Origin of the sequence: Clostridioides sp. ES-S-0049-02 (assembly GCF_020658465.1) — a bacterium.
In the GTDB taxonomy this organism is placed as follows: domain Bacteria; phylum Bacillota; class Clostridia; order Peptostreptococcales; family Peptostreptococcaceae; genus Clostridioides.
Genome location: NZ_JACVWG010000007.1, coordinates 103,044 through 119,002, shown reverse-complemented (window position 1 = coordinate 119,002; position 15,959 = coordinate 103,044). Strand labels below are relative to the sequence as shown.

The 15,959-nt window shown below is 29.6% G+C and carries 13 protein-coding genes; 6 read left to right on the top strand and 7 right to left on the bottom strand.

All coding sequences use genetic code 11. From position 1 onward, the window contains the following. Positions 1–151 precede the first annotated feature (151 nt). The 6 genes from IC213_RS14840 (at position 152) to IC213_RS14815 (ending at position 3,987) form a co-directional block, all read left to right on the top strand. Entirely contained in the window at positions 152–1,024 is an 873-nt protein-coding gene (locus tag IC213_RS14840; RefSeq protein WP_227437573.1) for a class I SAM-dependent methyltransferase, read from the top strand. After that, a complete protein-coding gene (locus IC213_RS14835) occupies positions 1,024–1,689 on the top strand; it encodes an RluA family pseudouridine synthase (RefSeq protein ID WP_227437575.1) in 666 nt (221 codons plus the stop codon). The genes IC213_RS14840 and IC213_RS14835 overlap by 1 nt, the downstream gene beginning before the upstream one ends. A 20-nt stretch (positions 1,690–1,709) precedes the next feature. Beyond that, positions 1,710–2,567, top strand: coding sequence for a MerR family transcriptional regulator (locus IC213_RS14830; protein WP_227437576.1), 858 nt, complete (start codon positions 1,710–1,712; stop codon positions 2,565–2,567). 175 nt (positions 2,568–2,742) lie between these two features. Further along, a complete protein-coding gene (locus tag IC213_RS14825) occupies positions 2,743–3,072 on the top strand; it encodes a PadR family transcriptional regulator (protein ID WP_227437578.1) in 330 nt (109 codons plus the stop codon). A 4-nt stretch (positions 3,073–3,076) separates the two neighbouring features. Beyond that, entirely contained in the window at positions 3,077–3,526 is a 450-nt protein-coding gene (locus tag IC213_RS14820; protein ID WP_227825049.1) for a permease prefix domain 1-containing protein, read from the top strand. 83 nt (positions 3,527–3,609) lie between these two features. Next, entirely contained in the window at positions 3,610–3,987 is a 378-nt protein-coding gene (locus IC213_RS14815) for a DNA polymerase III subunit delta (RefSeq protein ID WP_227437582.1), read from the top strand. Positions 3,988–4,117: 130 nt separating this feature from the next. Here the strand turns inward: IC213_RS14815 and carB (IC213_RS14810) are convergent, their stop codons facing one another. From carB (IC213_RS14810) to IC213_RS14780, 7 genes are all read right to left on the bottom strand, one after another. Next, positions 4,118–7,324, bottom strand: a complete 3,207-nt coding sequence (gene carB / locus IC213_RS14810) for a carbamoyl-phosphate synthase large subunit (protein WP_227825050.1) — start codon at positions 7,322–7,324, stop codon at positions 4,118–4,120. 184 nt (positions 7,325–7,508) lie between these two features. Beyond that, positions 7,509–8,558 carry a glutamine-hydrolyzing carbamoyl-phosphate synthase small subunit gene (carA, locus tag IC213_RS14805; RefSeq protein ID WP_227436401.1) on the bottom strand — a complete coding sequence of 350 codons (1,050 nt, stop codon included), beginning with the start codon at positions 8,556–8,558 and terminating at the stop codon, positions 7,509–7,511. Positions 8,559–8,815: 257 nt separating this feature from the next. Next, positions 8,816–12,022 (bottom strand): carbamoyl-phosphate synthase large subunit, encoded by a 3,207-nt coding sequence (gene carB, locus IC213_RS14800; protein WP_227863210.1) that lies wholly within the window; start codon positions 12,020–12,022, stop codon positions 8,816–8,818. Between the two features lie 52 nt (positions 12,023–12,074). Next, positions 12,075–13,118, bottom strand: coding sequence for a glutamine-hydrolyzing carbamoyl-phosphate synthase small subunit (gene carA / locus IC213_RS14795; protein ID WP_227845260.1), 1,044 nt, complete (start codon positions 13,116–13,118; stop codon positions 12,075–12,077). A 25-nt stretch (positions 13,119–13,143) separates the two neighbouring features. Next, complete coding sequence (gene pyrF / locus IC213_RS14790) at positions 13,144–13,860, bottom strand: orotidine-5'-phosphate decarboxylase (RefSeq protein ID WP_227436407.1); 717 nt, start codon at positions 13,858–13,860, stop codon at positions 13,144–13,146. A 380-nt stretch (positions 13,861–14,240) separates the two neighbouring features. Further along, positions 14,241–14,876, bottom strand: a complete 636-nt coding sequence (locus IC213_RS14785) for a DUF1847 domain-containing protein (protein ID WP_227436409.1) — start codon at positions 14,874–14,876, stop codon at positions 14,241–14,243. A gap of 23 nt (positions 14,877–14,899) precedes the next feature. Beyond that, complete coding sequence (locus IC213_RS14780) at positions 14,900–15,817, bottom strand: nitroreductase family protein (protein ID WP_227863209.1); 918 nt, start codon at positions 15,815–15,817, stop codon at positions 14,900–14,902. Between the last annotated feature and the right edge of the window lie 142 nt (positions 15,818–15,959).

Here is a 15,959-nt window from a genome sequence, read left to right as displayed (position 1 = left end):
TATTAAAAAAATCAGATACTATATAATATGTTTAAAAGAGTAATAATGTTAACAATAAATGTAAAGAATAGAAAGTATCTAAAACAGCAAAAAATGACTGATTTTGTGGTATAATACATAGGATTGAGAGTTATTTTATAGGAGGAAAGATATGTTATTATTAGCAGATAAATGGAAAGATTATGAACTTATAGATATGGGAAATGGAGAAAAATTAGAGCGTTGGGGTAAGTATGTACTTAGAAGACCAGACCCACAGGTTGTATGGCCAATGGAGTCTGAATGGGCTCTATGGAAAAACCCTCACGGACATTATCATAGAAGTAATAAAGGTGGAGGTCAGTGGGAACACAAAAAAAGATATCCAGAACAATGGACTATAAATTACAAAAACTTAAAATTTCACATTAAACCAACTGGATTTAAACATACTGGATTATTCCCAGAACAAGCAGCCAATTGGGACTGGATGATGGATAAAATCAAAAAAGCTGACAGACCTATAAAAGTATTAAATCTTTTTGCATATACAGGAGGAGCTACAGTAGCATGTGCATCCGCTGGTGCAGAAGTATGTCATGTTGATGCTGCAAAAGGTATGGTCAACTGGGCAAAAGAAAATATAGAGTTATCAGGACTTAAAAATCAAACAGTAAGATTTATAGTAGATGATGTTGTAAAGTTTGTTGAAAGGGAAATAAGAAGAGGTAAGAAATATGATGCAATAATAATGGACCCTCCTTCTTATGGGAGAGGACCTAAAGGAGAAGTATGGCAAATAGAAGAAAAATTATATAGCTTTGTGGATTTATGTATGGGTGTTTTATCTGATAATCCTTTATTCTTTCTAATTAATTCTTATACAACAGGATTTTCTCCAATAGTTCTAGAAAATGTACTGTCTACAACAATAGGTAAAAAGGCAAACAATGGCGAAATCTATGGTGGAGAATTAGGAATACCAGCTTCTAGGGATGGTAAAATACTTCCTTGTGGTATATTTGGAAGATGGGAGAAAAAATAATGATAAAAGTCATATATGAAGATAACCATTTATTAGTTGTAGATAAACCTGTAAATGTATTATCTCAAGGAGATGATACCAATGATAAGGACATGGTAAATCTTTTAAAAGACTATATCAAAACAAAGTACAATAAACCTGGAAATGTATATATTGGTTTGGTACATAGACTGGATAGACCAGTGGGTGGAGTCATGGTTTTTGCCAAAACATCAAAAGCTGCCTCAAGATTGTCTGAACAAGTAAGAAATAAGACATTCAAAAAAACCTATATGGCAGTTGTTCATGGTAAAATGAAATCCGATTCAGACATATTAAAAGATTTTTTATATAAAAATAAAAAAACAAATATGGTGAGTGTTGTGAAAAAAAACCATAAGGATGCTAAAGAAGCTGAACTTAGTTACAAAGTTTTGGGTTTTAAAGAAAATCTAAGCTTAGTTCAAGTAAACTTAAAAACTGGTCGTTCTCATCAGATAAGAGTTCAATTTGCAACTAGAAAACACCCATTATATGGAGACCAAAGATATGGCCAAGAAGTAAATAAAATTGGACAACAGATTTCTCTTTGGTCTAATAAAATAGAAATTTGCCATCCAACAACAAAAGAAAAAATGGAATTTATATGTACTCCACCTGATAAATATCCATGGAATATATTCTAAATCTCAAATGAGGTGATTATATGAGTAAAAAGTTTTCAATAGGCGAAATGTCAAAACTTCACAAAATAAGCATACAAACGCTAAGATACTATGACCAAATAGATTTATTTAAACCTGTTCATGTTGACCAAGAAAGCAATTACAGATATTACTCAATTGACCAATTTTCACAATTGGATATTATAAAATACTTAAAGTATCTAGGTATGCCATTAAAAGAAATCAAAGAAAAATTAGATGAAAACAATGAAGAAATTCTAAAATTATTAACCAATAAGATTAATATCGTAGATGAAAAAATTAAAGAATTAGAACTTATAAAAAAAGTATTAAGTACAAAAAAAGAAACAATGGAAAAAGGTATGAGAGTAGATGAAGTAGGTAAAATAGTAAGAAAACATATTCCAAGAAGAAGTATTTTATCCATAGAATATGAAGAAGGTTTAAGTAATGAAGAAACTATGGAGCTTTCCAGAAGACAAATAGCAAATATACTAGAAGATAATATCTCTGTGTTTTATGGTGGAGTAAGTGGTCTTGTATCTATAGATAAATTCTTAAAGGAAGATAAAGTCATCTATGAAAATAGCTTTGTAAATGTTGAAAGAGATTTATTTGATGCTAAGTCTCAAAAATATATATCTGAAATTTCAGCTGGTGATTTTATTTGTATGACATATAAAGGCTCTTACAGAGAAAATTATACTGCTTTTAAAAAGTTAGTTGATTATGTTGATTATAAAAGGATACCTATTGAAAATTATATATATGAGATACCTATAATAGACCCTCTATCTACAAACAATGAAGATGAACTTCTAACCGAAATTCAGATACAGGTTAAAAAGAGAGAAATTGATTTAAGATGTCTAGTATAATCAGGTATTATAAAAAGGGCGTTTCCAAATGATTTTTAAATCATAAATGGAATGCCCTTTTTAAATAATAATTAAAATTTTATAGTTTAGACTTGGAAAATAATATGAAATGTTTTATTATATATCTATATACCTTATATTACGAGGTATATGATAAAATAAAGTAGGTGAATTTATGGACTTAAACAAAGAAGTGCTTAAAGGTCATATTGATACTTTAATATTATCAATACTAAGCAAAGGAGATTCATATGGATATGAAATAGCAAAAGTAGTTAGAGATGAAACTACATTTGAATTAAAAGAAAGTACACTCTATGTGTCTCTTAAAAGATTAGAATCTAAGGGCTTGATAAAATCTTATTGGGGAAATGACCAAGGCGTAGGAAGCAGGAGAAAGTATTACAATATAACAGATGATGGAAAGGACAACTTAGAAGTAAAAATTCAAGAGTGGTACTTTATACAAGATATTATGAACAAGTTTCTAAAGAAGGGGGATTAGATTTATGAAAATAATAGAAGAGTATTTAGAAACACTATATAAGAGTGAAAATAACAAAGAAATTCAAGATTTAAAAGAAGAGCTAAGAGAACATCTAACAACATCTGCAAATGAATTTATTGAAAATGGATATAAAATAGATGAAGCACAAAATAAGGCAATTGAAAGATTTGATGGTGATGGTGAGATGTCAGTAGAATTACGCTCAATGTTTAAACAAAAAATAGAACCTAAAAAAGTTTTATTGCGAAGATTATCAAATTCAAGGCTCTTATTTTTAAATTTATTTGGATGGCTTGTTGCAGCTGCTGCATTTACAGCCAATAGAGGTTTTGGTCACATAGTTCCACCTTGGTTGATTATAGCTTTGATAATTGTAGTAGTTATATTGATAATTTTAAGCATTATAATTAATAGATTAAAGAAAGAAATAGAAAATGACTATGTTATGTAGTCACATTAATAAATATAGTTTTGTTTTATTTATACGAGTAAGTACTACGATATTAATAGGTACTATGAAAGGAGTTTTTGTATATGGAGAAAAAAATATTATTAGAAAAAATTCTTGATACGCCAGGCGTTTCATATATTAATGAGAAAGTAAATTTATTTAAAGGTACCAAATGGATTTCATTTGGAACTTATATAATGACTGTTGAAAGCTTCTGCTATAAAGAAGATTCAAAACACTATAATCCAGTAATGGGTACATTTGATTATGAGTCAGAAATTTTTATAGTTAATGCCATATATAAAGATGAGGTCTACTCTATTAAAAATAAAAAACTCTATAGAAATGTATCTAAAGGAGATAAAATAGTTGTTACAATTAAATACTATTATGATAAATATGAAAATCTTATACATGAAGAAATTCATGACTACCACTCTTATCCTCTATCTAATGATTAAAGAAAAGACTGATAGTATCAAGATTGATATTTATTTTAGTTCACATAAGAAAATAATTATCGAGTATTAATTAAAGGCGAAAGCTCCTAGGAACTAACGCCTTTAATTAATCTAAATATCAGTTTGTTTTTTATTCTGCTATATTATAAACTTTTAATTTATCTTTATTTATATGCTTTTTCTTAACCTCTACTAAGGCTTTTAATGTATCTAAAGATGTCATTATTTCAGTAGAAAATTCAATAGCTGTTCTTCTCATTTTAAATCCGTCTCTTGTTGAGTCATTACCTTTAGTAGGTGTATTTATTACTATATCAACTTGTTTATTTCTTATAGCATCTAGTATATTTGGTCTAGGCTCTTCAACTCTATTTACTATATCAGCTTCTATTCCATTCTCTCTTAGACTCTTAGCTGTACCTTCTGTAGCAACAAAAGTGTATCCTAACTCTTTCATATCTTTTGCTATTTCTATAAACTCTTCTTTATCGTTATTATTAACAGTAGCAAGTACTACTCCTCTTTCGTCAGACATATGTCTGCCTGCGGCTAAGAATCCTTTATATAGAGCTTCTTCTAGATTTTCTCCTACACCTAAAACTTCTCCTGTAGATTTCATTTCAGGTCCAAGACTTACTTCAACTTTAGCTAATTTAGACATTGAGAATACTGGCACTTTTACTGATACTAGTTTAGGCTCTTTATAAACTCCTGTACCATATCCTAAATCCTTTAATTTAGCTCCTAACATACATTTAGTAGCTAAGTCAACTATTGGTACCCCACTCACTTTACTTATATATGGTACTGTTCTACTGGCTCTAGGATTAACCTCTATTATATATAATTCATTCTGGAATTCTATAAATTGTATATTAACCATACCAATTACATTAAGGTCTAAAGCTATTTTTTTAGTATATTCTAGAATTTTGTCTTTTATCTTATCAGATATATTTTGGCTTGGATACATTGTCGTACTATCTCCAGAGTGAACTCCAGCTCTTTCTAAATGTTCCATTATTCCAGGTATTAATATATCTTCTTTATCACATATAGCATCTACTTCTATTTCTCTACCAGTTAGATATTTATCTATAAGTACTGGATTCTTATGGTCTCTGGCAAAAGCATCATCTAAATACTGAGTTAATTTTTCCTCGTTATAAGTTATTTCCATACCTTGACCACCAAGTACATAAGATGGTCTAACTAATACTGGATAACCTAATTCATTAGCAACTTCAATACCTTCATTAGTTGTCCACACACCTTTTCCTTTTGGTCTATTTATATCTAATCTCTCTAATAAGTCGTCAAATTTTTCTCTATCTTCTGCTGCATCTATATCATCAAAATCAGTTCCCAATATAGGTATTTTTTTCTCATGTAAGAACTTAGCTAGTTTTATAGCTGTTTGTCCTCCAAATTGTAGTATTACACCTTCTGGTTTTTCTTTTTCAATTATGTTTAAAACTTCTTCTTCTGTTAATGGTTCAAAATATAGTTTATCTGATGTATCAAAATCTGTACTTACTGTTTCAGGGTTATTGTTTACAATTATAGTTTCTATACCCATTTTTCTTAAAGATTTTACACAGTGAACTGAACAATAGTCAAATTCTATACCTTGACCTATTCTTATTGGTCCAGAACCTAATACTACAACTTTTCTCTTATCACTTACAACTACTTCATCATATTGCTCATAAGTTGAGTAGTAATATGGAGATAGAGCTTCAAATTCTCCTCCACATGTATCAACCATTTTATAAACTGGTTGTATATTATATAGACTTCTTAATTCGTATAATTTTTCTGGGCTTATCTTCATTAAGTCAGATATACCTTTATCAGAGAATCCTTTTTTCTTTAATTCATGTAAGTATTCCTTATCTAAATCTTCTATTTTAAGACCTTTTAATTTTTCTTCTTGCTCAACTATCCATTTAAATTTATTTATAAACCACTTATCAACACCAGTGATTTCTTCTATCATTTCTACTTTATAGCCTCTTCTTATCATTTCAGCTAAATCAAACAATCTTTCATCATCAGGTACTACAACTCTTTTCTTTAGCTCTTCTAACGTTCTACCTTCTGATGGAGCATGAACTAATGAATATTTTCCTGTTTCTAGTGATCTTATTCCCTTAAGAATAGCAGCTTCAAAGTTGCTTCCTATACTCATTATTTCACCAGTTGCCATCATCTTAGTTCCTAATTTTCTATTTGCCTTTTTAAATTTATCAAATGGCCATTTTGGTATTTTTACTACTACATAATCTAAAGTTGGCTCAAAACAAGCATAAGTTTTTTTAGTTACTGCATTTTCTATTTCATCCAAAGTATATCCTAAGGCTATCTTAGCTGCCACTTTTGCTATTGGATATCCTGTAGCTTTTGATGCTAGCGCTGATGATCTACTAACTCTTGGATTTATTTCTATTATTGCATATTCTAAACTATGTGGATTTAAAGCTATTTGAACATTACATCCACCTTGAACTTCTATTGCATTTATTATATCTATTGATGCTTTTCTAAGTAGTTGGTATTCTTCATCACTTAAAGTTTGACTTGGAGCAACAACTATACTATCTCCTGTATGAACTCCAACTGGGTCTACATTTTCCATGTTACATACAGTTATACAGTTTCCATTCCCATCTCTCATTACTTCATATTCTATTTCTTTCCAACCTTTTATACTCTTTTCAAGAAGAACTTGACCTACTGGACTTAATTGCAATCCATGTGAAAGTATCTCTCTTAATTCTTCCTCAGTATCAGCTATACCTCCGCCAGTTCCACCTAGTGTATATGCTGGTCTTACAACCACTGGATATCCTATTTTGCTTGCAAATTCAAGACCTGCTTCTAGGTTTGTAACTATATCACTAACTATTACAGGTTGATTTATTTCTTTCATTACTTCTCTAAATAAATCTCTATCCTCACCCTTTTTTATAGACTCTATAGATGTACCTATAACTTTTACATTATATTTATCTAGTATACCAGCATCATGTAATTCTACAGCCAAGTTTAGTCCTGTTTGACCACCCATACCTGCAAGTAAGCTATCTGGTCTTTCTTTTTCTATTATTTTTTCTATAAATTCTATTGTTAATGGTTCTATATATATTTTATCTGCAATTTCTTTATCAGTCATTATCGTCGCTGGATTACTATTTACTAATACAACTTCTATTCCCTCTTCTTTTAATGCTTGGCAGGCCTGTGTTCCTGAGTAGTCAAACTCTGCTGCTTGACCTATTATTATTGGCCCTGACCCTAATACTAAAGTTTTCTTTATACTATCTAATTTAGGCATAACTCTTTCTCCTTATCTAAACAATTTTCACAGTTTCTATCTTCATAATCTATACAATCAATTTTAATTATTTTATTCCATATTAAATTTGAGATTATTTATTATATCTATATTAATTAAACCAATATTTTTTTGATTTAAGTTAGTCTTATTTTTAGTTATATATTATATATATTGATATTATTTATTTTACGAACTCTAAAAACTTATCGAAAATATAGTCATTATCTTTTGGCCCTGGACAAGCTTCAGGGTGGTATTGAACACTGTATACATCTAGCTTCTCATGTCTCATTCCCTCAACAGTATTATCATTTAAATTTATATGTGTCACTTTCATTTGTTCAGGAACTTCTGAAACATAATATCCATGATTTTGAGAAGTTATAAATACTTTTCCCTCTTCTAAATCTTTAACTGGATGATTTCCACCTCTATGTCCAAATTTAAGTTTAGCAGTTTTTCCTCCAAGAGCTAGGGCTAAAAGCTGATGCCCTAAGCATATTCCAACTATAGGCTTTTTACCAATTAGAGCTTTTATATTTTCTATAACATCTTCTAAATCCTCTGGGTCTCCAGGCCCATTTGATAAAAATATTAAATCAGGGTTTATACTTAATACATCTTCTGGAGATGTTGTAGCTGGGAATATTGTTATATCACATCCACGAGCTATAAATGATCTTAAGATATTTCTTTTAACTCCAAAATCCATAACAGCTACTTTTGGTCCATTTCCTTCTATATGCTCTACTTCTTTTCTTGTAACCGTTCTAACTGCTTCTGTATTTGAAAACTTATCTAATTTATGTTTAACATCTTCTAACTTGCTATCTTCTAATGTAATTATACCTTTCATTGTCCCATTATTTCTAAGTATCTTAGTTAAAGCTCTTGTATCTATTCCTTCTAGTCCTATCACTTTATTTTGCTTTAAATATTGGTCTATATCAATCTCACATCTAAAATTACTTGGAGAATCACTTTTTTCTCTTACTATAAATCCTTTCACTTGCACTTTTTCAGATTCTGCTGATGATAAATTTATACCATAATTTCCTATAAGAGGATAAGTCATAGTAACTATTTGACCATAGTAAGAAGGGTCTGTTAAAACTTCACCATATCCTATCATCGAAGTGTTAAATACTACTTCTCCTACACTTTCTTCTAAATATCCAAATGCTTTTCCTATAAAAACTGTCCCATCTTCTAATATTAACCTTGCTTTCATATTACAGTACCTCCTATAATTCTCTTTAGGCAAACTAAAGAACATTAACTAAATATAATCTTTTAAATATCTATATCTATTTTTCACTTTTACATTCTAGTTTTATACTTATTTACATTTATTTTTTATCTTTTTCTATTATACTACAAATTTCTTAAAAAAAAGAAGTTATCTCAAAAGTAAAAACTCATAGAAAAAATAACTTCTTCTTTTTAATTTAATGATTAAATTCTTAAACTATACAATCAACTTAATTTCTATTCAGCTATATTGTAAACTTTTAACTTATCTTTGTTTAGGTGTTTTTTCTTAACCTCTACTAGAGCTTTTAGTGTATCTAAAGATGTCATTATTTCAGTAGAAAATTCAATAGCTGTTCTTCTCATTTTAAATCCGTCTCTTGTTGAGTCATTACCTTTAGTAGGTGTATTTATTACTATATCAACTTGTTTATTTCTTATAGCATCTAGTATGTTTGGTCTAGGCTCTTCAACTCTATTTACTATATCAGCTTCTATTCCATTTTCTCTTAGACTCTTAGCTGTACCTTCTGTAGCAACAAAAGTGTATCCTAACTCTTTCATATCTTTTGCTATTGCTATAAACTCATCTTTATCGTTATTATTAACAGTAGCAAGTACTACTCCTCTTTCGTCAGACATATGTCTACCTGCGGCCAAGAATCCTTTATATAGAGCTTCTTCTAGGTTTTCTCCTACACCTAAAACTTCTCCTGTAGATTTCATTTCAGGTCCAAGACTTACTTCAACTTTAGCTAATTTAGACATTGAGAATACTGGCACTTTTACTGATACTAGTTTAGGCTCTTTATAAACTCCTGTACCATATCCTAAATCCTTTAATTTAGCTCCTAACATACATTTAGTAGCTAAATCAACTATTGGTACCCCACTCACTTTACTTATATATGGTACTGTTCTACTGGCTCTAGGATTAACCTCTATTATATATAATTCATTCTGGAATTCTATAAATTGTATATTAACCATACCAATTACATTAAGGTCTAAAGCTATTTTTTTAGTGTATTCTACTATCTTTTCTTTTATCTTATCAGATATATTTTGGCTTGGATACATTGTCGTACTATCTCCAGAGTGAACTCCAGCTCTTTCTAAGTGTTCCATTATTCCAGGTATTAATATATCTTCTTTATCACATATGGCATCTACTTCTATTTCTCTACCAGTTAAATACTTGTCTATAAGTACTGGATTCTTATGGTCTCTATCAAATGCATCCTGTAGGTATTGAGATAATTTTTCTTCATTGTAAGTTATTTCCATACCTTGACCACCAAGTACATAAGATGGTCTAACTAATACTGGATAACCTAATTCATTAGCAACTTCAATACCTTCATTAAGTGACCATACACCTTTTCCTTTTGGTCTATTTATATCTAATCTCTCTAATAAATCATCAAATTTTTCTCTATCTTCCGCTGCATCTATATCATCAAAATCAGTTCCCAATATAGGTATATTTTTCTCATGTAAGAACTTAGCTAGTTTTATAGCTGTTTGTCCTCCAAATTGTAGTATTACACCTTCTGGTTTTTCTTTTTCAATTATACTTAAAACTTCTTCTTCTGTTAATGGTTCAAAATATAGTTTATCTGATGTATCAAAATCTGTACTTACTGTTTCAGGGTTATTGTTTATGATTATAGTTTCTATATCCATCTTTCTCAAAGATTTTACACAGTGAACTGAACAATAGTCAAATTCTATACCTTGACCTATTCTTATTGGTCCAGAGCCTAACACTATTACTTTTTTCTTATCACTTACAACTACTTCATCATATTGCTCATAAGTTGAGTAATAATATGGAGATATCGCATCTATTTCTCCTGCACATGTATCAACCATTTTGTATGCTGGTTTTATGTTATATAGACTTCTTAATTCGTATAATTTTTCTGGGCTTATCTTCATTAAGTCAGATATACCTTTATCAGAGAATCCTTTTTTCTTTAACTCAAGAAGATAATCTTTAGTTAAGTCTTCAATCTTCATAACTTTTAATTTTTCTTCTTGCTCAACTATCCATTTAAATTTATTTATAAACCATTTGTCTATTCCTGTGATTTGTTCTATCATTTCTACTTTATAGCCTCTTCTTATCATTTCAGCTAAATCAAACAATCTTTCATCATCAGGTACTACAACTCTTTTCTTCAACGCTTCAATACTTCTCTCTTCTGATGGAGCATGAACTAATGAATATTTTCCTGTTTCTAGTGATCTTATTCCCTTAAGAATAGCAGCTTCAAAGTTACTTCCTATACTCATTATTTCACCAGTTGCCATCATCTTAGTTCCTAATTTTCTATTTGCCTTTTTAAATTTATCAAATGGCCATTTTGGTATCTTAGCAACTACATAGTCTATAGTTGGCTCAAAACAAGCATAAGTTTTTTTAGTTACTGCATTTTCTATTTCATCCAAAGTATATCCTAAAGCTATTTTTGATGAAACTTTTGCTATTGGATATCCTGTAGCTTTTGATGCTAATGCTGATGATCTACTAACTCTTGGATTTATCTCTATAACTGCATATTCAAAACTATGTGGGTTTAATGCAAACTGAACATTGCATCCACCTTGAACTTCTACTGCATTTAATATATCTAAAGATGCTTTTTTAAGCATCGCACATTCTTTATTGCTTAGAGTTTGTGTTGGAGCAACAACTATACTATCTCCTGTATGAACTCCAACTGGGTCTATATTTTCCATGTTACATACAACTATACAGTTTCCTTTTGAATCTCTTATTACTTCATATTCTATTTCTTTCCAACCTTTTATACTTTTTTCAATTAATACTTGTCCAACTGGGCTTAATTGCAATCCATGTGAAAGTATCTCTCTTAATTCTTCCTCAGTATCAGCGATACCTCCACCAGTTCCACCTAATGTATATGCTGGTCTTACAACTACTGGATACCCTATTGTAAGTGCATAATCAAGACCTGCTTGTAAATCTGTAACTATATCACTAACTATTACAGGTTGATTTATTTCTTTCATTACATCTCTAAATATATCTCTGTCTTCACCTTTTTTAATAGATTCTACTGAAGTACCTATTATTTTTACTCCATATTTATCTAGTATGCCTTTTTCATAAAGCTCAACTGCTAAGTTTAATCCTGTTTGTCCACCCATACCTGCAAGTAAGCTATCTGGTCTTTCTTTTTCTATTATTTTTTCTATAAATTCTATTGTTAATGGTTCTATATATATTTTATCTGCCACTTCTTTATCAGTCATTATTGTAGCTGGATTACTATTTATTAATACAACTTCAATTCCTTCTTCTTTTAAAGATTGACATGCTTGAGTTCCTGAATAGTCAAATTCTGCCGCTTGACCTATTATTATTGGACCTGACCCTAATACTAAAGTTTTCTTTATACTATCTAATTTAGGCATAAATTTTTCTCCTTATCTAAATGGTTTTTACTATCTGTAAATAATACTAAATCTATATTAATGCTAAGAATTTATTAAATATACAATCTAAATCTTCTTTTGTTGTGTATTCTGGAATGTACTGAACACTATATATTGGTAATTCCTTATGTCTCATTCCTTCTATAGTATTGTCATTTAAATTTACATGAGTTATCTCTGTATCTTCTGGCATTTCTGAAACATTGTATCCGTGATTTTGAGAAGTTATAAATACTTTTCCTGTTTCTAAACATTTAACTGGATGATTTCCTCCTCTATGTCCAAATGCAAGTTTTGAAGTTTTTCCACCTAATGCTAATGCCAAAGTTTGATGTCCTAAACCGATTCCTGCTAGTGGTTTTTTGCCTACTAATTTCTTTATATTTTCAACTATATCATTTATATCTTCTGGATTACCTGGCCCATTAGATAATAATATCAAGTCAGGGTTTATATTTAAAATTTCTTCTGAAGTAGTCATTGCTGGTACTACCATTATGTCACAGTTACAAGCTTTCAGTGAGTCTAATATACTATTTTTAACACCAAAGTCTACAACTACGACTTTAACACCAGTCCCTTTAATATTTTCAATTTCTTTTCTTGTAACACTTTTAACAGAATCTTTATTACAACACTCTGTTAATTTAGACTGAATTTCTTGTAATGATACATTTTCTAAAGTTATAATACCTTTTTTTGTTCCATTATTTCTAATAATCTTAGTCAATGCTCTTGTATCTATTCCTTCAAGTCCAATTACTTTGTTTTGCTTTAGATATGTGTCTATATCCATTTCACATCTAAAATTATTTGGGTTGTCACTTTTTTCTCTTACTATAAGTCCTTTTACTTGTACTTTATTTGATTCAACATCTTCTAAATTTATTCCATAGTTCCCTATAAGTGGATATGTCATTGTCACTATTTGTCCATAATAAGTTGCATCTGTCAGTAGTTCACCATATCCTGCCATTGAAGTATTAAACACAACTTCACCAACAGCTTCCTTTAAATATCCAAATGCTTTTCCTTCAAATACTGTTCCATCTTCTAAAATTAATTTCCCCTTCATATAAGCTACCTCCCAAATGTTTTATCTAAGCATTTTCTATTTCTTTTACAATATTAATAGCTGATTCTCTTGGACTTTCTGCTTTTGTTATAGGTCTTCCAACAACTAAATAATGAGCTCCTCTTTTTATTGCATCTGATGGAGTAACAACTCTTTTTTGGTCTCCAACTTCTGCTGACTTAGGTCTTATCCCTGGGCAAACTGTTATAAAATCAGTTCCACATGCCTCTACTATCTTATCTACTTCTTGAGCTGAGCAAACAACTCCATCTATTCCTGATTCTTTTGCTAATTTAGCTCTCTTTATAGCCAATTCTTCTGTTGTCATATTACATCCTATATCTTGTAAGTCTTGGTTGCTTAATGAAGTTAAAACTGTTACTCCAACCACCAAAGGTTTTTCTATATTTAATCTCTCTGCTTCTTCTTTAGCAACTAGTGCACATTGTCTCATCCCTTCCATATCTGATACATGAATTGTCATTAACCAAACATTATCTCTTACTGCAGCTCTTACTGCACTTTTCATAGTATTTGGAATATCATGGAATTTAAGGTCTAGAAATATTTTTTTACCTTTTTCTTTTAAATAGTCTATTGTCTTTCCTTTTGTAGCCACATATTGTTCTAGTCCTACTTTAAATATATCTACACTATCTTCCAATTTGTCTATTAGTTCTTTAGCTTTATCAAATTCGTCAGTATCAATTGCAACTATTAGCTTCTCTTTACCATTTATCATTTTTATATCTCCTTTTTAATAAAGCCTAAATCCTCATAAAAAAATCCTTACACCAAAAGAGGCACAAGGATTTTATCTATACATAACTTTGATATTAATTAGCTATGAGATATCTTTCCCAGTCTCTCTGGACTAGTTTAAAAGACTTTATTATATTTAAATTTTTTATTTTATACTCATCAAAAACCTCTAGGTGATTTACTAGAGGTTATATATTAACACTATCTATAACCCTTTAGTCTCTCTGGACTAGTTTAAGGAATTTAGTCATAATATTTTTTCTTTATTTATATAACTTTATGTATCTTAAGGATATTTTAAAGTTTCATCTTTTTTATAATTAAACCACTAATTGCTTTTTATGTCAATAAGTCTTTGAATTATTCTTCATCTTTATCAAATAATTTTTTTTCAAAATAAGACTCTGCATTATATATAGCAGCAGCTGGATTATGCCCAGTTACTCTATCTTTGACAATTAGAGTTGTTATAGGAGCTTCCATATATTTCATGGCTAATGTATCATGACCAACACATAATCCAAGAATTATATTAAGGTCAACTTTAGCCTCATTTAAAAATAAAGCTTGCCCTATTGGATTACACATTATTTCATCTTTACATTTTGATATTGTTTGTGATGGCTTCAATCCAACTGTAGTCTTAGGAATCGCTCCATTTTTACATATAACAGAAAACACTTCAAATCCATGATGTTCAAATACCTTTTGTACTGTTTGCATTTCTCTTTTTAAACCAATACAAAATGCTATACCAATTTTTTTATAGTCACATTTTTTAGCAAACTCTATAATCTCTTTTAACCTAGTATATTGACAGTATCCCTCTGTTTCAATTAATCCAGCATTATAAGCTATTTTTCTATTTTCTTCCTCTTCATAAAGTTTTTTTGCTTTTTCTTGTAACTCAACTTCCCTAGTTGGGCATATCTTCATTAGCTTATCCATATCTCCATCTGAACAGCCTCTAAGATTACATTTCCCACACTTATACATGTCTACTATCCCCTCTCAAAATTTTATTCATTTTGTGATTCTTCTTTTTCCAAACTTAAATTTTCATCTTGAGTTTCTTCTTCTTCTGGTTTTACATGTTCAACTACAGTTATAAAATATGATTTTCCTATTTTATTCTTTATAGGAAGTTTTTCATATGAAACATCTATTTTATTTTTTATACATGCTATATCAAAATGTCTTAAACCTACACCTAAGCTAACCTTATTCATATATTCATAATGTTTCTTAGGTTTCTTTTCAAATAGATGAAGACCTCGTTCATCTTTGTGAAAATACCAAGGTTGAGAGTTTTTCACAGATGGAGCTCTTCTTGTAAATTCTAATATTTCTTTCCATTTTCTATTTCTATTTATTTTATTTATAATATCTTTTACTGGTTTTCTATCAGGTCTAGCATATCTTGTCCTAAATAAATCTTCATTTTTTGCCGGATATCCAAAAGCTATTATTATATATGGATTTTCTATTTTGTTTTCATCATCTTCTTCTGTTTTTATTCCAGCTAAATAATCTAAATCGTCTTCTTCATCTTCTCTTGGGTCTTTGTTTCCAATATCTACAAATTCCAAGATATCTTCTCTTTTTAATGTGGACTCCAGCCAACAAGTAGCTACTCCTAATGTTGTAAGACGTAATACTATACCTTCAGTAGCAAAACCTATATTTTGTAAATAGTCTTTTCCCTTATCTGATGTGACTACTATATAATGAGGTGCTTTTACTTTACACTCTTTCCCCATTAAAAAGTGTATTATATGACCTCTATCAACAACATGTGCTTTAATATTTAAATCTTCATTTAAGTATTCTAAATTTTTACAACTTCTTTTTATTTCTTCCATTAATGGCTTTTTTAGTTTTGTACTGGAAAAATTTCTTACAGATTTTCTATAAAAAATGGCTTCATAAAGCTCCATTTATGCCCTCCTAACTGAAATCTTCTGTTCATAATATATAAACTACTATATTTAAACATATATAAGCTTTGCCAGAAAATTTTTTATTTCATTATAAATATCTATCTCATTATTATATTATAAGTTTTTTTCGGTATTCTTG